Raw genomic sequence first — 19,469 nt, forward strand, 5'->3', positions numbered from 1 at the left:
GAGGAGCTGACAGATGTTAAATAGAAAACTCTCTTCTTTGCTACTGCTGCTGACTCTGATGGCTCCCGGACTTTCATATGCACAATCAGAAGGCGAAGAGTTGGATGTCATTGAGATGGAGCTTGAAAAAGAAGCTCCTCGTCCAGCGATTACGGACTCAGCCCCTTCTTATCAGGAGACGTCGCCAAAAGACAATACCCTGACTGACTTTTCGGGCCTGGGCGGACTGGCTCCTTTTCAGGAAATTTCTGTTATCCAGAAACGCTTCCTGCCCAAGACCGGGCGCTTTCAATTGTTCGGCGGTCTGACAACAGTCACAAATGATCCGTTTTTCCTGACATTTGGTGGAGTGGCCAAAGCCAGCTACTTCCTGAATGAAAGCTGGGGATTGGAGCTGAATTACTTCGGCCTGACGACCTCCAACCGCCAGGCGACGGATGAGTTGCGCGAAATCAACGGTGTATCCACTGAGAATCTGGTTTATCCGAAGTCTTTCGTGGGTGCAGATCTGATGTATATTCCAGTGTATGGGAAAATGACCTGGTTCAATGAAAAGATCATTCCGTTTGATTTGTACTTTTCTGCAGGTTACGGCACCACGAACACCCAGTCCGGTGAAAGTGCCGGTACTATCCATTTGGCAACCGGTCAGATCTTTGCCCTCAGCAAAGCTTATGCTTTCCGCTGGGACTTCAGCTGGAACTTCTTTAACGCCAAAGGCATCGACGGTTCGACAAACTCTTTCAACAACCTCTTCCTTACCGTGGGTATGAGTTGGTTCTTCCCGGAGGCTAGCTACAGATGAAGAAATTATTATTACTCCTGATTGCAGCAAGTATCGTGACTCCGGTTGTCGGGGATGCCCAGCAAAGAAAGACGCTGAAGAAGCAACCTTCGCGCAGTTCAGCAATGCCGGGCAATTCACGTGAGGCCACACTGAGAAATCAGCTGAGCAATGCGCTGCGAATGGCGCAAGGCGGACAGTACGAATCCGCAGCAAATGCTTTGTTCTCTTTGAGCCGTCGCTCTGAACTCGCAGCAGAAAGACCTCAGATCAAGTACATCTTAGGGACCATGCTTGTGGAGCTGAAGCTTTACCAGACAGCGGCCTTCCAGTTTGTGGATGTCATCCGCATGAAGCATCCCAAATATTCCAAAATGGCGATTGAAAAACTGTCCGTGGTGGCTGACACCCTGGGGGATGATACGATTTTGAACTACGCCGTTTCCCGCGTGGACTTGAACGACTTCCCGGCCAACTTGCGTGACATGATCAACTATCGCCTGGGTGAAATCCGTCTAAGAAACCGTGATTTTGCGAAAGCGGCAGAGCTCTTCAGCAAGGTCAGCCCAACCAGCAGTTATTACTTCCAGGCTTTGTATTCCAAAGGTCTGGCAGAACTTGAAGCGAATCAAACTTCTCTTGCTATCGGCACTTTCAATAAGATGCTCGATGCCCGTCGCAAGGCTCCAGTGACTGATACGAATAAAGTGGCGGCTCAGATGGGTCTGGCGCGTGCGCTTTATCAAAAGCAGGATTGGGATCAGGCCGTCGAAGCTTATGCCCAGGTTCCCCGAGACACCTTGATGTGGCATGACGCTGTCTTTGAACAAAGCTGGGCGATGTTGCGCGGAGCACGTTTCCGTTCGGCACTTAGTAACTTCCAAACTCTCCACTCGGCATATTACGAAGACTTCTATATGCCGGAGAGTTTACTTCTGCGTTCCATCGTGTACCTGTACATCTGTAAGTATGACGAGATGGAAAAGGTCCTGAGTTTGTTTGAAAAAACTTACGGACCAGTTCGTGCCAAGATCGGCGATTTCCTGAAGTCCACGAACGAGGCTGGCGCCTTCTATAATGAATTGGAAAAAGCGCACCTGATGAAGACCACGGATAAATCGGCGAATCTTCGTTTGCCGTACATTGTCCTTAGAAGTGTTCTGGATCAGGGGGATGTGAAGCGCTCCATGAGCTATCTGGAAAAACTGACTCAGGAAAGACATCGTGTGGAATCGAACTCCTCCTTCCGTGCGTCTCCGCTGGGTCAGTACTCTTTGAAGATTCTGGCGAATCGAAGCAAGAACACCAAGTTCGCAATTGGCGATATGGCCAAAGCGCACTTGCTGAACATGCGCGTGGAACTGCGTGATCTTTATGAGCAGGCCGGTTTCATCCGCTACGAGATGATCACGGGTCGCAAGGAAAGCATCAAAAAGAAAATTGCCGGTAAGGACATCAGCGGGGATCAGATCGACGAAAACGTCAACCGCAAGTTCTATATCGAAAATGGTTATGAGTACTATCCGTTCCAAGGTGAATACTGGTTGGATGAAGTTGGAAATTATCACTACCTTGGAAAACAGAGCTGCGAGTAATATATGAAATTCAACAGGCATCAACTTCTTGTCTCAGGATTTTTAAGTCTTCTTCTGGCGACCCCGGCAACGCAGGCCCAGACGACGACTGTCAGAACCACTAAAACCGTGAAGAAAAAGACAGTCGGTGAACTGTTGTCCCAGGCCAGTGAAAGCAGCCGTGGTGGCAAGATGCAGATGTCCAAGACGGACACCTCATTGCCATCGGCAAATATGGGCTTTAAACAGGATGTTCAGAACTACAATCTGGAGTCTGTGAAACCTCCTCGCTCTTCGGAGATCATGGAACACGATACCGGAGGCGGGAACAAGGCCGAATACGAACGCGTTTTGGATCAGCAGATTCGAGAGTTGTATAAGCTGACCCAAAAGTTCAAAACCAGCCCCAACCGTGGTGAGCTGTGGTTGCGTTTGGCAGAACTTTATGTCGAAAAAGCCAGCTTGATAGATTCCCGTAAACAGGACGAATACGATGCGAAGCTTCGTGCTTTCCAGGCGGGGAAAACCAAAAGCAAACCGCGTTTGGACACGGCTGAAGCTCGTGAGTACAACAAAAAAGCGGTTCAGCTATATGAGTGGTTCCAGCGTGATTTCCCTCGTGATGAGAAGATGAGCCAAGCCCTGTTCTTCCTGGGCTACAATTACTTTGAACTGGGCGATGTTAAAAAAGGTGCTGAATACTACGAGCGTTTGACCAAGGGTTATCCGAATTCTCCGTTCGTAGGTGAAGCTCATTTCGCTTTAGCGGAATACTATTTTGAAAATGAAAAGTGGGCGAATGCCTATAAAGAATATTCTCACCTGATCAAGGAAAAGAAACATCGTCTGCACACCTTTGCCTTGTATAAGGGATCCTGGTGCTTGTTCCGTCTGGGCAAGGTTCAGCAGGCAATGAATTATCTGGAGTACATCATCAAGGCCGGAAAAGCCGAGACGGGTGACCAATTGGCCAGCCGTATGAAGGTCAACCGCACTCGCTTGGAAGGGGAAGCTTTGCGTGACATCGTGGTCTTCTATGCGGAAGGCGGCGATCCAAATAATGCGGCCAATTACTTTAAGAATCTGGTCGGGAATAACTACAGCCCTTATCTTGAAAGACTGGCTTATCAATATTCTGACCGCGGAAACAAAGATGGCTCTCGCGAGGTGTTTAAGCTTCTGATTTCACAGAATCCGGCAGCGCCGAAAGCTTTTGAGTATCAGTATCAAATTGTTCAGAACTACTTCTATGCCAAGAACACGCAGCGTTTTAAAAACGAACTCTATGGCTGGGTGAAGGACTACGATTCCTCCAGTGCGTGGTATGCGGCCAATAAAAACAATAAAGAGCTGGTTGAGAACTCCTACAAATTGCGTGAAACCACGTTGCGCAACTACGTTCTGCAACAGCACCAGACAGCACAAAACTCTCGTGCGGCCTTCTCTCAGACTCAAGCTTACGAAGGCTATCAGCTTTACCTGCGAGAGTTCCCTGATTCAGCCACCGCCCCGGACATGCATTTTTACTTCGGTGAATTGCTTTATGACATGGGTAAGTACGACGAGGCTGGAGCCCAGTATAAATGGGTTGTGGATAATGCTCCACAAAGCAAATTCTATGGTAAAGCAGCCCAGAACCTGATTCTTTCCGTTGAAAGATCCATTCCGTCGGATCAGGAAATGCAAAGACGTGTGGGCGATTCCACCGACCCGGTTCCTTTGGAGCCGAAAGTGGACCGCTTTATTAAAGCCGGTCAGTGGTATGTTGAAAAGTTCCCGGCTTCTGAAAAAACGCCCGAGATCAAGTTCCGTATCGGTCGTCTTTACTATCAAAGCAATCACTTTGATCCGGCAACCACGCAGTTCCGTGAGATTGTGAAGCAGTATCCAAACACCAAGCAGGCGGAATATTCTGCGAATCTGCTTTTGGATATCTACAATCTGCGCAAGGACTATGTCGGTCTGGAAAAAACCGGGGCCGAGCTTTTGGCTGTGCCGGGCATTGCTTCCTCCAAGGCCGGAGCGGACATCCGTGGCGTGATGGAAAAAGCATCCTTCAAGCGTGGTCAGGATCTGGAGCTGGAAAAGAAGTATGCAGACAGTGCGCAGGTGTTTGAAGCCTTTGCCAAACAGAATCCAAAATCAAGTCTGGCAACGACGGCGGCCTTTAATGCGGCCGTCAACTACGAGCGGGCCGGAATGAACGGTCCGGCGATTGCGTCGTATCAGAGTGTCTTGAACTCCAAAGACCCTGCCGCGGATAAGTTAAAACCAAAATCCCGACGTTTGCTGGCAAAGCTTTATCAGGATTCAGCGCAGTTTGAAGAAGCGGCGAAGCTTTACAAACAGGCCGCACAAGAAAGTCCGACCGACCCATTGTCTCCAAATCTGCTGTTCAATGCGGCAGTTCTTTATGAGGCCCTGGGTAAGACAGATGAAGCCATCCGCGCCTATACGGACTTTACAAAGATCAATAAAAAGCACAGCGACAATATTGAAGCAGTGTACAGCATGGCTCAGATCCATCGCAAAGCGGGTCAGACCGGAGCTGCGATTGCCCGTTACACCGAGTATGTGGAAGGCGGCGGTCGTGATCAGGAAAGAGTGGTTGAAAGTGCTTACTGGGTGTCGGAGTTGTCCTCGCGCCAGCGTGCCACCACCCGTGCTCAGGAATGGAAGCAGAAGACTTTGGCGATTCAAAAGCGTTTTGCACCGAACAAAAAAGGTGTCGGGGCCTCTTATGCTGCCAAGTTGAAGTTGAGTGACGCGGAAGACACTTACAAGGAAATGAAAGCCATCACATTCCCGAAAGATCCGGCCAAACAGAAAGCGGCAGCCGACAAGAAGGTCGCTTTGCTGACTCGTTTGACAGGGGAGCTGGCGGAAGTGATCAAGTTTGACAGCGCCGAAGAAATCGTCAGCGCGCTTTCGATTTTAGGTGATGCCAACCTGAATATGGCTCAATCGATCCTCAATGCGCCACTGCCTCCGGGCTTGAATGCCGAAGAGACCAAACAGTATCAGGCCGGAGTCGAGAAGTTTGCAGAACCCTTCAATGCGAAGGCTCGCGAAAGTTATAAAGCGACGGTGGATCGCGGCCTTGAGCTGGAAGTTTACAACGCCGGATTCAAGTCAGCGTACGATTTTATGAACCGACAGGATCCCAAGAACTACTACAACGGTGGCGAAGTGGGATCTGACATTCGTCTAGTGAATTGGATAGGTCAATAATGAAACAGATCATCACTTGTTTTTCTCTGTTGGCTTTGGCGGCTTGTTCATCCAGCCCCACAAAAGAAACCCCTCAGCAAGAGACCAAGACTTCGACCGTCTCCGAAGGCCCGCGAGCGGAGATGGACGAATTCAAGGATCTGGAAAAGGTCGAGCCGGTTCGTCCGGTGACTCCGCCAGCTCCTTCCCAGTATGCGTCTTTGAATGAAGCGATCAAAGCTCAGAATGATGAGAAGATCTATCAGGCTTCGACGCAGATCCTGACCCAGTCGCCAAATGATGCTCGCGCCCTGAATGCTCTGGCGATGTATCACTACAAGCGCAGTCGTTTTGATCTGTGCCGCTACCTTTTGGGTAAAGCCATTGCAGCCAGCCCTAAAACGGCTGAGCTCTATTCGAATATGGGTATTGTTCAGTTGGCGCAAGGCGAGCGTCGTGATGCGATCAAGTCCTTCCGTAAAGCACTGGAAATCAACAACGATGAAGCTGTTGCCGCTGCTAATCTGGGTGCCATTTACGTCCAGGAACGCGACTACAACAAAGCCAATGTTGTTCTGGAAACAGCTTATCGCAAAGGGGTCCGGGATCCGAGAGTTCTCAATAACTACGCGATCGCTTTGACGGCTCAAGGGAAACTGGATCGCGCGGAAGAGCTTTATAAAACCTCTTTGAAAGACAACGCCAATAATAAAGAAGTGCTTTTTAATTACGCAATTCTTCTTGTCGATCACATGAAGAAGTATCAGGACGGGTTGGAAGTCATTAATAGACTAAAGTTTGTAGGTGGACCTGCTGAGAGCCGTAATCGAATAATTGCTTTGGAAAATAAGGCGAAAGCTGGTTTAAAATAGAGTGAAGGGTCGGGTGAAGACTATGTTGCGATACCTAAAACACATTACAATTTTGCTAGCGGCGCTTCTGGTCTTTGAAGTCAGCTTTGCCCAGTCCACTTCCCGCAGCACAACAACCACGACGACAACAACGGCCAAAAAAAAGGCGACGTTGAGTTTCGAAGATGAATTGGTTGAGGGTTCGACTCAAAAGCCAGAGCTTTTTTATCTCTTCCAAAAGAAGAATTTCAACTACAAGAGATTGATCAAGTTGAGAGAGAACTTTTTACCCGAGATGAGAAGAACAACAGAGGATATACAGCGAGTTCGGGGTGCTAATTGAGATCGCCGTTAATTTTTAGAATTTTCAAAAACAATCAGCTCGTGGGCGTGAAGCAGTTTGACCAGGATCAGATCGTGGTCGGACACAACGCCGAAGTGCATCTGGATCTGGACGCCGACGGCGTTTCTCCGATTCACTGTCTGATCGAACTTCGCGACAACGGATGGTATGTCTGTGATTTGGGCTCTTCACAGGGCACCTTTAAGAACGGTCAGGCCGTGTTGGATGAATCCATCTCTTCTGGTGACGAGATCGAAGTAGGACCTTTCCGCATCGCTTTCTTTGTTGGTGTGCCGAAGCCAAAAGTGGTGCCCGGTGCAGCTCCGGTTGTAAATGAGGATGTTCCGGCGCCGGTGGTGGAAGTCAAAGCTCCACCGACCAAACCCGAGCCCTCCATGCCTCCGGCAACGGTGGTCAAAACAGAAGAAATCAAAGTCACCCCGGTGATTCCGGTGGCAACTCCTGTGATTCCGGCAGAAACTGTGAAGGCTGAAGAAAAGCCGGTTCTGACCTCGATTCCAGTCAAGCCTGAGATTCGCAAAGAGCGTGGTGCTTATAAAAAAGCCAAGAAGAGCAAAACTTTTGCTCCTCCAAGTGAAATTAGAAATTTGAAGACGCACTTAAAACCTGGCAAGGGCTCCACAGTCGAAGTCCTTGTGGCCTGGAAAGAGCGCATCCTGACGACTTACCACTTCAAAGGTAATAAAACCATCCGTGTAAACATCGGTGGTGACCAGCAAGTGGCGTTGCCGGAAGGATTGGTTCCGCGCGGCTATGCTTTGTTGGATATGTCCGCAGGCCTTCGCGTGAATACCACCAACGAGATGGAATCAGAATTGGTCAGCTCTGCGGGCACCCAGTATGCGGAAGATCTGGTTAAAACCGGCAAAGCGCAAAAAGGTGGAAGCGGATACAGCGTTCGCGTTGATCAAAACGAAATGCTTTGCCTCACTTTGCCCGGCGGGAATATCTGTCTTTACATCCGCTTCGTGCCTCAAGCGCCAACAGTTCCAATGTTGCCTCCGTTGATGCTGTCGGGTTCAGAAACGATGGGTGTATTGATGTCACTCATCATGGTGGGCTTGCTGGCCTTGTACATTTCAGCGACCACCCCGAAGGACTGGCAGGAAAACAAACAGGAAGAAGTGCAGCGTATCGCACAGGTGGTATTTAATAATCCACCTCCGGCGCCGACACCAACACCGACGCCTCCGCCACCGCAGCCTCCGACGCCACCACCACAACCGGTGGCGACACCGACACCACCGCCTCCTCCTAAGAAGGTCGTTGTGGCAGATCAGAATAAGGACGCGCAGAAAAAAGGTGCCAAGGCTCAGAATGCGGCTGCCAAAAATGAAGTGGCTGCGCGGGCCAGTGAGGTGGCTCCGAAGCCGAATGCTAAAGATAGAACGAAGAAGTTCACTTCCACTCGTCAGGGTGGCGCGGTGAAAACCGGCAACACAGCCGGGGCGAACGCGCAGTCCTCGAACAAGGATTTGTCCAAAGTGGGTCTGTTCAGTGCCTTTGGTGGCGGTGGCAGTCGCGCCAACATCGACAAAGCCTATTCCGGTGCGGGTGAGGTTCTGGGGATGGCGGACAAAGCCACAGGAACTTCCGGCTTCAATGAAGACCGTGCGGGAGATGATCTGGGTTCCAAGTTCAAAGACGCCGGAGCCGGCGGTAAAGGAACAGCGACACAAGGGATCGCCGGTATCGGAACCAAGGGTCGTGGGTCAGGTCAGGCGGCCTATGGGGCGGCGGAAGGCTTTGGCTCTAAAACAACAGTGGCTATCGAAGGTGGTGGTAACGAAGAATCCTTCGATCCAACCATAGACAAGGAAGCCATCCGTCGTGTGATCCGTTCCAAGTTGAATGAAGTGAAGAGCTGCTATGAGCGCGCTCTGAACACTTTGGAAAAAGGTCGTAAGATGGAAGGTAAAGTGATTCTGGGCTGGGAAATCATCGAACGCGGTCAGGCGCGCAATGTGAAAGTGGTGAGCTCCACTTTGGGCAATGCTGAGGTGGAGGAATGTATCCGCCGTCGTCTGGCAAGCTGGGTGTTCCCGGAACCCCCAACGGGCATGACGGCCGAAGTGCAGGCGTATCCGTTTGTTTTGAACCAGGCTAATTAATTTTTTTATTAAGTTTTTTAAGGAGGAGTTCTCGTGAACCCAACAGTTACAGTAGACAACATGAATTTCATCCAGCGTGCTTTCGCTGAGGGTGGTTTCGTCATGTACGTGATCGCAGTAATCGCTATTTTGGCGCTATTTGTGATCATCGAAAGAATGATGAAGCTAAAAAATCTTTCCGTGGACAAAAAGGAGTTCACTGACCAGATCTTCCGTATGGTTGTTGCCGGTGATCTTCGCCAGGCGATCAGCTATTGTGATGCTCGTCCGGCTCCTCTGACAAACACAGTGAAAGCTGGTTTGGTGCAGGCGATGAACAAGCGCCCGGATGAAGAGGTTCAGGTTGCCATGGACGCAGCGGTCATGCGTGAAATGCCCAAAGTTGAAGGCTGGACTTCCTTCCTTGCTGTGTTTGGTAACGTCGCGGTACTTGCGGGTCTTTTGGGTACGATCATCGGTATGATCGGTTCCTTCCGTGCGGTGGCGGCAGCCGATCCTGCAACCAAAGCTTTGGAGCTTTCCAAAGGTATTTCCCACGCCCTGAATTGTACGGCGTTTGGTCTTTTGGTCGCGATCATTTCCATCGTGGCTTACGGTTTGTTCCAGCATCGTATTCAGAAAACTGAAAATGAAGTTGTTGAAACAAGCATGAGCCTTTTGAATCTGGTTGTTGCTAATAGAGAAAAAATCAAAGACTAGTAGAGGTTTTCAATGGCTCACATAGATAGCGGCGATTCCAGCGGCAGAAAGAAGAATATCGAGCTCAACCTCGTGCCTTTCATCGACTTGATGAGCGTTCTTATCACGTTCCTGCTCATCACCGCCGTTTGGACTCAAGTGTCTATGATTCAAATTGGTAGTTCCCTGTACGGGAAGAAATCGGACACGCAGCCAAGCCCGACGCCTCCGCCGAATGCCGATGTGGTGTTGAAAGTGGATGTGAAGGAAGTTGGCTATGTTTTAACTGTTGGGAAACAAGTGATCAGTCTTCCCATGGTGAACGAACAATTTGACGAAGCAGGTCTTGTGGCGCAACTGCAACGTGTAAAACAACTGTACCCTGAAAAAGTGGATGCGATTGTTTCGGTTGCAGATGTCATTCCTTATGAACAATTGATTAAAGCAATGGATAACTGTCTGGCCGCAGGCTTTTCAGCGATCTCTGTTGCGACGGGAGGGCCACAGTAATGGCCATCTTCAGACCGGGGGAGCGTCATCGCTACCACAATATTTTAAGCAAAAGAAAAGGGAAGCGTGATGTGACCGCGTTGCTGTCTTTGACGGCGATGGTGGATATGTTCACGGTTCTGGTTATCTTCCTTTTGCAGAACTACAATGCGACGGGTGAAATTCTTTACATCCCGAAGGAAGTGGTTCTGCCAAAAGCGGCTTCGGTGCGGGAATTGAAGCCCTCCCACGTTGTGACGATCTCCAACAAGGAAATTTTGTTGGACAAAGAGGTTGTTGCGACCTTTGATGAAGTCAAGGGCCAGGAGGATTGGATGATCGCCAAGCTGAAGGATCAGTTGGTGGATGCTTTGCAAAAATCCAAGGCAGAGCAGGAAAGCAAACTTCAGAACAAGATTCGCGATGTTGTGGAAACAGCACGTGGCGAGACTGAAGAAGATCCGAATGCCTGGAGCAAGGTGACCGTGCAGGCCGATAAAGGGGTCGATTTCGGCACAGTGAAAAAAGTGATGTACACCGTCACTGAAGCAGGAGCCAGCGAGATCAACTTCGCGGTTATGAAGCTTCCACAGGAACCCACGTCCAACTAAATGAAACAAACTGTGAAAGGCCTCATAATGGGGCCTTTATCTTTTGCGCTCTATGCAGCCCGGCTAGGCGATCCTTTTTGACCGATCCTGCGGGATGGTTTAAGCTTTCCTTCATCTATGGGTAAATATAAGAATATTATTTTTCTGGTTCTGCTTCTCGCTTTGTTTGTCGAGATTCTTATTATTTTCCCAGCCCGACTCGAGCATGAGGACGAGGCAGAAGTGCGCGCCCGCGTGGAACGTCAAAATGAAGAGGCGAAGAAGAATAAAGGGGTGCCACCCCCCTCCAGCTTGGCAGAGCAGCGTATGGGTGGGGTGCACTTGGTGGAAAGCCAGTCCGGCACCCGTGACTGGGAATTGTATGCCGTTTCCGCCGAGGGCAATCAGGGGGAAGGCACCTGGAAACTGAAGCAGGTTCGGGTGCTTTTCTATAATATGGAAAAAGTGGAATTCACCGTGACCGGGGATGAGGGTGCCATTGATTCCAAATCCAAGGACTTGAGTGTCATCGGGAATGTAGTGACCAAGTCCGAGAATGGCTATGTTTTCAAGACGCCTTCGATCTTTTACTCCTCGAAAACCCGCCGCATTGAAAGTCCAGAGCAAGTGCTGATGGAAGGCCCCCGGGATTCCTCAGGTGCGGCCTTGTTCCTTAAAGGGGCCAGCATGAAGGTGCTGGTAGATCAATCCAAGATGCTGATCGAAAAGCGAGTGACGGCGCAGAAGCCGATGAAGGATGGCAAATCCTTCGACATCGTCGCCGATGGAGCTGAGTTCAGCGGTAAAAGCCGTGAGGCCCGGTTTCTGGGGGCCGTTCGCATGAGCTACGATAACATGAAGCTGGAGGGGCCTGAGGCCTCCTTCCTGTATGGCAAAGGTGCGGACGTCCTGAGTTCCGTGGCCATTAAGGGCGGTGTTCGGGTCAGTGACATGGATAAGTTTGCGACCGCGGAAAATGTGGATCTGGACCTGCTGGCCAATAAATACACCTTCAAAGGCCGTCCAAAAGTGATTCAGAATAATGATGAACTGACCGGCGAGGAAATCATCTTTCTCGATGGCGGAAAAAAGGTTAAGGTAGAAAGAGTACGGGCCAAGGTGGAGAATAAAGACCAATGAGCATGCTCACCATCAAAGACATTTCTAAATCTTTCAAAAAGCGCAAGGTCGTTGATGGCGCCTCTTTCTCTGTGGAATCCGGCCAGGTGGTCGGTCTGCTGGGGCCCAACGGGGCGGGGAAAACCACCTCCTTTTACATGGTGGTGGGTTTGGTCCAGCCTGATTCCGGCTCGATCAATCTGGATGAAGTAAACATCACGCAGGAACCAATGTATAAAAGAGCCCGCGTGGGCTTGAGCTATCTGGCTCAGGAGCCCAGCATCTTCCGCAAGCTGACGGTGGCGGAGAATATCACGGTGGCTTTGGAGGCCCATGGCTATTCAGGAGCGCAGCGCTCAGAGCGCCTGGAGCAGTTGATCGGGGACTTCCACGTGGGTCATATCCGTGACAGTTATGGTTATGCCCTTTCCGGAGGGGAGCGCCGCCGTGTGGAGATTGCCCGGGCTTTGGCAGGCTCTCCGAAGTTCATTCTATTGGATGAACCCTTTGCCGGGATTGACCCGATCGCGGTCGCCGATATTCAAAATATCATCCGCGAACTTAAGGCCAAAGGTATAGGAGTTCTAATTACTGATCACAACGTGCGTGAGACTTTGGGCATTTGTGATTATGCTTATATACTGAAGGACGGGAAGATCCAGGTCAGCGGAAGTTCAGACGAAATTGCAAATTCCGAATTGGCGCGTAAGTTCTATCTCGGCGAAAACTTTAAGCTGTAAAGCTGATAAAGGCAGTCGCCTCCAGCTATAGCAGTTTCACAGGAAAGGGAAATTTTAATGGCTCTTCGACAGACGATGAACCTGAGCCAGTCTCTGGTAATCACTCCGCAGCTGCAACAGGCGATCAAGCTTTTGCAGATGTCGCGTATGGAGTTGGAATCGGCTGTTCGCTCGGAGCTGGAGGAAAATCCTATTCTTGAGGAGGCAGAATCCGCACTGAAAGAAGAAGACCTTCAGCGCACCAAGGAGGCTGCCAACGAAGTGGAGCACTCAGAAGCTCCGGACCAGCAGAATATTCAGGACCCGCAAAAGCAGGATGAATTCGAGTGGGAATCCTACATCGAAGCCAACCAAAAACCGCCTCAATCCGGTATGGCAGGTTCTGAAGAAATCATGAACTATGAGAACGTCATCACGGCGTCTCAAACCCTGCATGATCACCTTTACTGGCAAGTGAAAATGAACGGCTTCTCTGAAGAAGAGGAAAGAGCCGCAGACGCCCTGATCGGCGCCATCGATGACGACGGTTATATCAAAGTTCCTCTGGAGCAAATTGCGGAAGAGGAAAAAGTGGATCTGGCGCTTCTGGAAGACACTCTGACCCTGATTCACGAATTTGATCCCCCGGGTGTGGGGGCTCGTGATCTGCAGGAATGTCTTCTGATCCAGGCCAAACACATGGAAGAAGACACCCACGATCTGGTCACTCTGATCAAAAATCACGTGAAGGATCTGGAAAAGAAAAACTACGAGGCTATTGCCAAGGCCTTGAACCGTGACGTGGAAGACATTGTGGAAATCTGCAAAATCATCTACGCCATGGATCCCAAGCCAGGTCGCGCGTTTGTCAGCAGCGACACGCACTATGTGACTCCGGATGTTTACGTTTATAAAGTCGGTGATGACTATGTGGTGTCTTTGAATGAAGACGGTCTGCCGCGTTTGAAAATCTCCAACTTCTACAAAAACATGCTTAAAGGCGGCAAAACCACCGGCGACAAGACCCAGGATTATATCCAGGAGAAACTTCGTTCTGCCGTTTGGTTGATCAAGTCCATCCACCAAAGACAGCGCACGATCTACAAGGTGACAGAATCCATCGTGAAGCATCAGCGCGACTTCTTTGAAAAAGGCTCTGAGCACTTAAAGCCGATGGTTTTGCGTGATATCGCCAATGACATCGGCATGCACGAATCCACGGTCAGCCGTGTAACGACGGCCAAGTACGTGCACACGCCTCAGGGTATTTATGAGCTAAAATACTTCTTCAACTCTGGTATCAGTTCTTCTGACGGGGATTCTCTGGCTTCCGAGTCCGTGAAGATCAAGATCAAGGATCTGGTTTCCAAAGAAGATCCGAAGAACCCATTGTCCGACCAGAAAATCGTGGATCTTTTGAAGGTCGAAGGTATCCAGATTGCCCGTCGTACCGTGGCGAAATACCGCGATATGCTGAAGATCTTGCCATCTTCGCAACGTAAGAAATACTTCTAAAAAAAGCCCTCTTCGAGAGGGCTTTTTTCTATTAAAATCTTTGCAGGAACACAACCGATGTGGGGGATTTGGGACTTTTTAAGTTCAAGCCCTTCGCAGGAGGAATAATCGATTCAGGCTTGATTGAGACCGAAATCCAACTGGGCATAAAACGCACAAATCGATAGATGCGCAGATTCTCCAGGCCCGATTTCTTGCTTTCGGCGGCGGATTCATCAAAGCTGCGCGCCACCTGATCTCCTTTTTTCCAAATCTCGGAACCTGCTAAATACCCCGCACCAATAATATAACCCGCGACCTCGCCGGCTCCCGAGGATCCGGTACTGGCCAGAGCATAAAGGCCCCCGCCGATAATCGCCGAGCCAATCAGGAGTCCCGCTGCTCGAAGGGTGTTTGAGGCGGCAAAGCCGAGGGTCTTTTCAGCACCCACGCTGGTGTTCAGTCCATAGTACTGAGTCATGTAGTTTGACTTCATGACGATGTTGCGAATCTGCGAGTTCCTTTCCTGGTGACGTAAAAACCAGGGAAGAGTAGTGAAGTGCACCGCCGTTAAAGGTGGCGCACTTTTTTCCAAGAACTCCGGCTGTAAAACACCTTCATGCCAGATGATCTCGGGACCTCCGCCCTCGAAGATCACAGAAAATTTTTCGGGTGCTTTGGTTTGCTCCAGCAATGGCAGAAGATTTTTGTTTTTACTCAGCTCATAGGCCTTGCGTAAATCCACCTGGGCTTCACTCCATTCTCCCAAAGCCGCCCAGATTCCAGCCAGCCACAGCCGTAAAGCGGGGTCGTCAAAGTGCGACTGTCCGTCTTTGACATAGTTCTGCAGGAAGAAGGTGGCGCGTTGAGCTTCGACGCGCGCTTCAGTCCATTTTTCACTGCGCAGGAAGTACATGGAACTTAGCAGGTGCATGATGATGACCTCATGCTCTGCTGGAATATAACCATCTTCCGATTCGCTGTAGAAGAAGTACTGGGCCTCGCGGCTGACACTGGTGAAGTTGCGCTCATCAAGAGTTTTCGCCTGCTTTAGCAGGTCAGAGTTTTCAGATTCGCCGTTCCAAAGCCCCAGCCAGGCTTTTTCAATTGAAGTGACGAATCCATGTTGCTCTTTTTGGGGAAAGCGGTCCAGCGCCTGATTGATGTCGCCGGAGCGGAACGCCGCCTCAGAGAGGGTGTATTCGGAGTCGCGGATAATCTGTTTGCTCGAGCAGGCACTTAAAAGTGAGTGCATAGCAAACAGTATTAAGATGAGAGATTTTTTCATCAAAAATGAGGCTAGTACGAATAATTAGGTCCATCAAGACCAAGGCCTCTTTACTCGGAGCAGTGTTGTAAATAAGATAAGGATTCTCGGGGAGAGGCTTTATGGATCTAAAGAGTTTGATTCGCGACGTGCCAAATTTTCCTAAAGAGGGAATTTTGTTTCGTGATATGTCACCACTTTTGCAGAACCCAGATGCCATGGCGTTTGTTTCGAGGCAGCTTGTGAAGAATGTGGATTTGAGTCAGGTGGACTATTTTGCGGGCATCGAGTCCCGGGGGTTCATTCTGGCCTCTCATATGGCAGCGACACACCAAAAAGGTTTTCTTCCCATTCGCAAAGCAGGGAAGCTTCCTCCACCCACCAAAAAAGTTTCATACGCCTTGGAATACGGCACGGCGGAAATTGAGCTGCCTTTGGGTCAGGGCAATATCATGATCATCGACGACGTGTTGGCCACGGGCGGGACTCTGCAGGCGGCTATTGATTTAAGCGTTCTTGCGGGCTACAAGGTGGAGTCCGTCGCGGTTCTGGTGAATCTGACATTCCTGAATAAAATGAAGTTTAAAAACGAAGAGGTCTATTCCCTTGTTCAATATTAATGACGTGGCTCTGATCATGGCTCTTCCCGGAGAGTCGCAGGGGCTTTTTGAAAAAGAAAATATTCCTGTTATATACTCTGGTATCGGCAAGGTGAACGCCACCTATGCCGCCTTGGATACCATTCACAAAACCAAGTGCAAAGTGATGATCAATCTGGGCACGGCGGGCAGTTCGCGCTTTAAAACCCATGATCTTGTCGAGGTGTCCAGCTTCGTGCAGCGGGATATGGATATTTCCCCGTTGGGTTTCAAAGTGGGGGAAACTCCTTTTGATCCCTTGCCCGGAGCGATTGATTTGATTCCGTATTTCCCTGAACTAAGCTCAGGCATTTGTGGAACGGGTGACGCCTTTGAAACCGGCACACCCAAAGTGGCCTGTGATCTGGTGGACATGGAAGGTTATGCGCTGGCCAAAGTCTGTCGCAAAATGAATGTGCAGTTGATTTCTTTAAAATATATCACCGATGGTGCGGATCATAATGCGCACAATGATTGGGAAGCCAATTTACTTCACGGGGCCAAAAAGCTTCTGGAGTATTATAAAAAAATGGTGAATCTGTAGACATTCCCGGGGCGAAGCGCGCTTTTTTCTTCGCCCAAATCTCGAATTGGAACATGGAAATTCCTCATCTTTAGTCGGGGGTTTCCGATAAGTTCCCTATGATTAAGCCAGCACAATTCGCCATGTATGCGGTCGCCCTTTCGGGCCTGTCCTTGGGAATCCTTGCCAATCCTTTTGGCTCTTCAAATAAAAAGATTGATCCGAATGAAATTGCCACGCGAATAGAGCGTGCGGAGACCTATTTCCAGGCCGGAAACTATGAAGGAGCACTGGAAGCATCCAAAAGAATTCCACCACATGTTCCTCGCTATGCTGATATCCGGGAACTGCGCCGCAAGTCCGAAGAGGCTTTGCGTGAATATAAAAGAAAAATCGAAGCCGGGGAGGTGGAGCCTCGCTCGGTCGACCGTTTGCCCGCAGCTTTGAGGGATTCTTATTTTGATGCCAAGCTTGAATTCAGTCGCGGCCAATGTCAGGAGGCTTATGCATCCATGGCTCCTGTGGCGAAATATCTAAAAAATCAGCAGGACGTTGAAATTTTTAAGGCCTGTTTATTAACCCAAAGAAAAACCAAATGAGTCTCAAAATAGGGCTCATCTTTAGTCCGGCTGGACCGATAAGAAGTCCAGGTACGAAACCAAGGCCTTGAAAGGGGCCAAGAAGGAGAAAACATGAAACTCAACTATACCTTTAAGCATCTCGATCACTCCGATTCCCTGGTGAAACACACAGAAGAAAAAATGTCTGAGATCGGGCGCTTCCTGCTTAAAGAGGGCTACGGCAACGTGTATTTCAGTAAGCAGAAGAATGAATTCTGCGTTGAGATTTCCGTGAACACCCGAGAGAAGTATTTCAAGGCGACGGCCTACGGACCGGATGCGTACAGTGTTGTCGATTCCGCGGCGGAAAAGCTTGAAAAGCAGTTCCTGAAGGTGAACAAACAATACAAAGACCATAAGAAACCGGAAAGCACAAAAGAGACCCGTTATGAGACTTTTGCCCGCTGGAAAAAGGCGGCCTGATTTTCGTGCAATTTTTATAGTGCCGAACTATAATGAAGAGGTGGGCTTATCCACCTCTTTTTCGTTTGGAACGTTGTTTGGAACACGAAGATCGTTTGCATTGGGGCGCTAGTCTGTTCTCTTTGGATGTCAAAGAGGATAATCTGGTTCGTCATTACAAGGGTCGTCTGCTTGTTCTGATCACGGTTCTCACGGGTCTGCTGATGTGGACCTATAGTCTGATTTCCTTGTTTTTTGTGGAACAGCCGGTTTTGGCCCGCATTGGCTTCACTTGCTCCATCATTCATGCCTTGTCACCTTTGGTTTATCGAATCAGCCGTTCGATGGTGGCTGCAGCCTATAATATGGTACTGGCCGGAATGGTGTTTCAGTTTTCCTTTTCTTTCTATACCGGCGGCTTCTTCTCGCCCACGCTTTTATGGTTTGCGGTGTTGCCTTTGATTGTCGGGCTGCTGACGAATCGGACTCATGCCGTTGCTTGGACCTTTATTAGTGTTGCTGCTTACATCCTTATGTTCTTATTGCAAAATCAGGGCTGGGTTCCCGAACCGTCCATCAGCGCCCTGGGGAAAACACTTGCTCAGTTCATGATTGGAATGGGGCTGATCGGCCTGGTGGGAGGCTTTACAGTCTTTTTCCTTGAGTTGGCCTATTTTTACCACCACAAACCCAAGGACTCTTGACCCCTCCGACTCGTTTTGTTAGGTTGGCCGTTCGCTAAAAAAGTCCGCTTTTATTTCCGCTCCCAGAGGGGGCTTGAAAGAGGGCAGACTGATTTTAGGATGGCCTTTTTGACGAGGCCGAGCTCATTAACAACCTTCCCCTAATGAGGAACGAAAGCTGTGAAAAACTATCTGTTTACAAGTGAATCTGTGTCTGAAGGCCATCCGGATAAAATGGCGGATCAAATCTCTGACGGTATTCTTGATGCCATTTTGGCTCAAGACCCAAAGGGACGTGTTGCCTGTGAAACAATGCTGACAACGGGTTTGGTTGTTGTTGCTGGTGAAATCACGACGTCTGCAAAAGTGAACTTCTCTGAAGTGGCTCGTGATGTTGTCAAACGCATTGGCTACGATCACTCTGACAAAGGCTTCGACTACAAAACTTGCGGTGTGATGATCGCAGTTGGTCAGCAGTCCCCGGATATCGCTGTGGGTGTAAAAGAAACTCTTTCTGACGATCAGGGTGCCGGCGACCAGGGCTTGATGTTCGGTTACGCTGTGAATGAAACTCCGGAACTGATGCCTTTAAGCATCGCGATGTCTCACCAGTTGGTGAAGGACCTTGCTGCCCTTCGTAAGGCTAACAAGGTTGACTGGTTGCGCCCGGATGCAAAATCCCAAGTGACAGTTCAGTACGAAAACGGCATTGCAAAACGCATTGATGCGGTGGTGATTTCCACTCAGCATGCTGACAGCGTTTCCAATGCGACGATCAAGGAATTCATCACAGAAGAACTGATCAAAAAATCCATCCCTTCTCAGTGGATCGATTCCAAAACCAAATTCTTCATCAATCCAACAGGCCGTTTCGTAACGGGCGGTCCAATGGGTGATGCGGGTCTGACAGGTCGTAAGATCATCGTGGACACTTACGGTGGCCACGGAGCGCACGGCGGTGGCGCGTTCTCTGGTAAAGATCCATCCAAAGTGGATCGTTCCGCAGCTTACGCATCACGTCATATCGCTAAGAACATCGTAGGTGCGGGTTTGGCCGAGCGCTGCTTGGTTCAGGTTGCGTACGCTATCGGTGTGGCAGAACCAGTGAGCATCACTGTAAACGACTACGGAACCAGCAAAGTGGGTCCAGAAGTTCTGGAAAAAGCGGTTCGTCAGGTCTTCGATTTGCGCCCAGCTCGCATTACAAAGGAGTTGGACCTTCTAAGACCCATTTACAGCCCCACAGCGGCTTACGGTCACTTTGGCCGAAACGAAGATTCCTTCACTTGGGAGCGCCTGAATAAGGTCGACCAACTGAAAGATGCCGTTAAAACACTGGCTTAAAAATCTTTA

The 19,469-nt window shown here is 49.7% G+C and carries 19 protein-coding genes; 18 read left to right on the forward strand and 1 reads right to left on the reverse strand.

Annotated features, from left to right (window positions below):
- Window positions 1-13 precede the first annotated feature (13 nt).
- The 12 genes from ACZ50P_RS03525 (at window position 14) to rpoN (ending at window position 14,004) form a co-directional block, all read left to right on the forward strand.
- Window positions 14-805: an outer membrane beta-barrel domain-containing protein gene (locus ACZ50P_RS03525; RefSeq protein WP_464120222.1), complete on the forward strand. Its 792-nt coding sequence runs from the start codon at window positions 14-16 to the stop codon at window positions 803-805.
- Window positions 802-2,379 (forward strand): tetratricopeptide repeat protein, encoded by a 1,578-nt coding sequence (locus ACZ50P_RS03530; RefSeq protein WP_464133487.1) that lies wholly within the window; start codon window positions 802-804, stop codon window positions 2,377-2,379. The genes ACZ50P_RS03525 and ACZ50P_RS03530 overlap by 4 nt, the downstream gene beginning before the upstream one ends.
- Before the next feature lie 3 nt (window positions 2,380-2,382).
- A complete protein-coding gene (locus ACZ50P_RS03535) occupies window positions 2,383-5,589 on the forward strand; it encodes a tetratricopeptide repeat protein (protein WP_464133489.1) in 3,207 nt (1,068 codons plus the stop codon).
- Window positions 5,589-6,440, forward strand: a complete 852-nt coding sequence (locus ACZ50P_RS03540) for a tetratricopeptide repeat protein (RefSeq protein ID WP_464133491.1) — start codon at window positions 5,589-5,591, stop codon at window positions 6,438-6,440. Before ACZ50P_RS03535 ends, ACZ50P_RS03540 begins: the two co-directional genes overlap by 1 nt.
- A gap of 13 nt (window positions 6,441-6,453) precedes the next feature.
- Complete coding sequence (locus ACZ50P_RS03545; protein ID WP_464120226.1) at window positions 6,454-6,762, forward strand: hypothetical protein; 309 nt, start codon at window positions 6,454-6,456, stop codon at window positions 6,760-6,762.
- The gene (locus ACZ50P_RS03550) at window positions 6,759-8,894 is read left to right on the forward strand and encodes an AgmX/PglI C-terminal domain-containing protein (RefSeq protein ID WP_464133494.1); all 2,136 of its coding nucleotides are present in this window, start codon (window positions 6,759-6,761) and stop codon (window positions 8,892-8,894) included. The genes ACZ50P_RS03545 and ACZ50P_RS03550 overlap by 4 nt, the downstream gene beginning before the upstream one ends.
- Before the next feature lie 33 nt (window positions 8,895-8,927).
- On the forward strand, window positions 8,928-9,593 hold the full coding sequence (locus ACZ50P_RS03555; protein WP_347357020.1) for a MotA/TolQ/ExbB proton channel family protein: 666 nt from the start codon (window positions 8,928-8,930) through the stop codon (window positions 9,591-9,593).
- 12 nt (window positions 9,594-9,605) lie between these two features.
- Window positions 9,606-10,082: an ExbD/TolR family protein gene (locus tag ACZ50P_RS03560; RefSeq protein ID WP_374001366.1), complete on the forward strand. Its 477-nt coding sequence runs from the start codon at window positions 9,606-9,608 to the stop codon at window positions 10,080-10,082.
- Complete coding sequence (locus tag ACZ50P_RS03565) at window positions 10,082-10,672, forward strand: ExbD/TolR family protein (RefSeq protein WP_464120228.1); 591 nt, start codon at window positions 10,082-10,084, stop codon at window positions 10,670-10,672. The genes ACZ50P_RS03560 and ACZ50P_RS03565 overlap by 1 nt, the downstream gene beginning before the upstream one ends.
- Window positions 10,673-10,789: 117 nt before the next feature.
- The gene (gene lptC, locus ACZ50P_RS03570; RefSeq protein ID WP_464133495.1) at window positions 10,790-11,791 is read left to right on the forward strand and encodes an LPS export ABC transporter periplasmic protein LptC; all 1,002 of its coding nucleotides are present in this window, start codon (window positions 10,790-10,792) and stop codon (window positions 11,789-11,791) included.
- Entirely contained in the window at window positions 11,788-12,510 is a 723-nt protein-coding gene (gene lptB / locus ACZ50P_RS03575) for an LPS export ABC transporter ATP-binding protein (RefSeq protein ID WP_464133498.1), read from the forward strand. Before lptC ends, lptB begins: the two co-directional genes overlap by 4 nt.
- Window positions 12,511-12,567: 57 nt before the next feature.
- The gene (rpoN, locus tag ACZ50P_RS03580) at window positions 12,568-14,004 is read left to right on the forward strand and encodes an RNA polymerase factor sigma-54 (protein WP_464120231.1); all 1,437 of its coding nucleotides are present in this window, start codon (window positions 12,568-12,570) and stop codon (window positions 14,002-14,004) included.
- Between the two features lie 31 nt (window positions 14,005-14,035).
- On the opposite strand, the gene ACZ50P_RS03585 is transcribed toward rpoN, so the two are convergent.
- A complete protein-coding gene (locus ACZ50P_RS03585; protein WP_464133500.1) occupies window positions 14,036-15,238 on the reverse strand; it encodes a hypothetical protein in 1,203 nt (400 codons plus the stop codon).
- Between the two features lie 134 nt (window positions 15,239-15,372).
- On the opposite strand from ACZ50P_RS03585, the gene ACZ50P_RS03590 reads away from it, so the two are divergent.
- The 6 genes from ACZ50P_RS03590 to metK all read left to right on the forward strand — a co-directional run bounded on the left by ACZ50P_RS03590 (window position 15,373) and on the right by metK (window position 19,460).
- A complete protein-coding gene (locus tag ACZ50P_RS03590; protein WP_464133502.1) occupies window positions 15,373-15,870 on the forward strand; it encodes an adenine phosphoribosyltransferase in 498 nt (165 codons plus the stop codon).
- Window positions 15,871-15,886: 16 nt separating this feature from the next.
- Entirely contained in the window at window positions 15,887-16,432 is a 546-nt protein-coding gene (locus ACZ50P_RS03595) for a 5'-methylthioadenosine/S-adenosylhomocysteine nucleosidase family protein (RefSeq protein ID WP_464135170.1), read from the forward strand.
- Window positions 16,433-16,530: 98 nt separating this feature from the next.
- Complete coding sequence (locus tag ACZ50P_RS03600) at window positions 16,531-17,010, forward strand: hypothetical protein (RefSeq protein WP_464133504.1); 480 nt, start codon at window positions 16,531-16,533, stop codon at window positions 17,008-17,010.
- Window positions 17,011-17,103: 93 nt separating this feature from the next.
- Window positions 17,104-17,454: a ribosome hibernation-promoting factor, HPF/YfiA family gene (gene hpf, locus ACZ50P_RS03605; protein ID WP_464133505.1), complete on the forward strand. Its 351-nt coding sequence runs from the start codon at window positions 17,104-17,106 to the stop codon at window positions 17,452-17,454.
- 77 nt (window positions 17,455-17,531) lie between these two features.
- Entirely contained in the window at window positions 17,532-18,137 is a 606-nt protein-coding gene (locus ACZ50P_RS03610; protein ID WP_464133507.1) for a hypothetical protein, read from the forward strand.
- 159 nt (window positions 18,138-18,296) lie between these two features.
- Window positions 18,297-19,460: a methionine adenosyltransferase gene (gene metK, locus ACZ50P_RS03615; protein ID WP_464120236.1), complete on the forward strand. Its 1,164-nt coding sequence runs from the start codon at window positions 18,297-18,299 to the stop codon at window positions 19,458-19,460.
- The last annotated feature ends 9 nt before the right edge of the window (window positions 19,461-19,469 follow it).

It is taken from the genome of Bdellovibrio sp. CKG001 (assembly GCF_055397465.1).

Bases quoted from the DNA above. Each gene is read 5' to 3' on its own strand.
- ACZ50P_RS03540 (WP_464133491.1), top strand. From the start codon at position 5,589: ATGAAACAGATCATCACTTGTTTTTCTCTGTTGGCTTTGGCGGCTTGT.
- ACZ50P_RS03560 (WP_374001366.1), top strand. From the start codon at position 9,606: ATGGCTCACATAGATAGCGGCGATTCCAGCGGCAGAAAGAAGAATATC.
- ACZ50P_RS03535 (WP_464133489.1), top strand. From the start codon at position 2,383: ATGAAATTCAACAGGCATCAACTTCTTGTCTCAGGATTTTTAAGTCTT.
- lptC (WP_464133495.1), top strand. From the start codon at position 10,790: ATGGGTAAATATAAGAATATTATTTTTCTGGTTCTGCTTCTCGCTTTG.
- ACZ50P_RS03595 (WP_464135170.1), top strand. From the start codon at position 15,887: ATGGCTCTTCCCGGAGAGTCGCAGGGGCTTTTTGAAAAAGAAAATATT.
- ACZ50P_RS03530 (WP_464133487.1), top strand. From the start codon at position 802: ATGAAGAAATTATTATTACTCCTGATTGCAGCAAGTATCGTGACTCCG.
- ACZ50P_RS03525 (WP_464120222.1), top strand. From the start codon at position 14: ATGTTAAATAGAAAACTCTCTTCTTTGCTACTGCTGCTGACTCTGATG.
- ACZ50P_RS03585 (WP_464133500.1), bottom strand. From the start codon at position 15,238: ATGCACTCACTTTTAAGTGCCTGCTCGAGCAAACAGATTATCCGCGAC.
- ACZ50P_RS03590 (WP_464133502.1), top strand. From the start codon at position 15,373: ATGGATCTAAAGAGTTTGATTCGCGACGTGCCAAATTTTCCTAAAGAG.
- ACZ50P_RS03600 (WP_464133504.1), top strand. From the start codon at position 16,531: ATGATTAAGCCAGCACAATTCGCCATGTATGCGGTCGCCCTTTCGGGC.
- hpf (WP_464133505.1), top strand. From the start codon at position 17,104: ATGAAACTCAACTATACCTTTAAGCATCTCGATCACTCCGATTCCCTG.
- ACZ50P_RS03565 (WP_464120228.1), top strand. From the start codon at position 10,082: ATGGCCATCTTCAGACCGGGGGAGCGTCATCGCTACCACAATATTTTA.
- lptB (WP_464133498.1), top strand. From the start codon at position 11,788: ATGAGCATGCTCACCATCAAAGACATTTCTAAATCTTTCAAAAAGCGC.
- rpoN (WP_464120231.1), top strand. From the start codon at position 12,568: ATGGCTCTTCGACAGACGATGAACCTGAGCCAGTCTCTGGTAATCACT.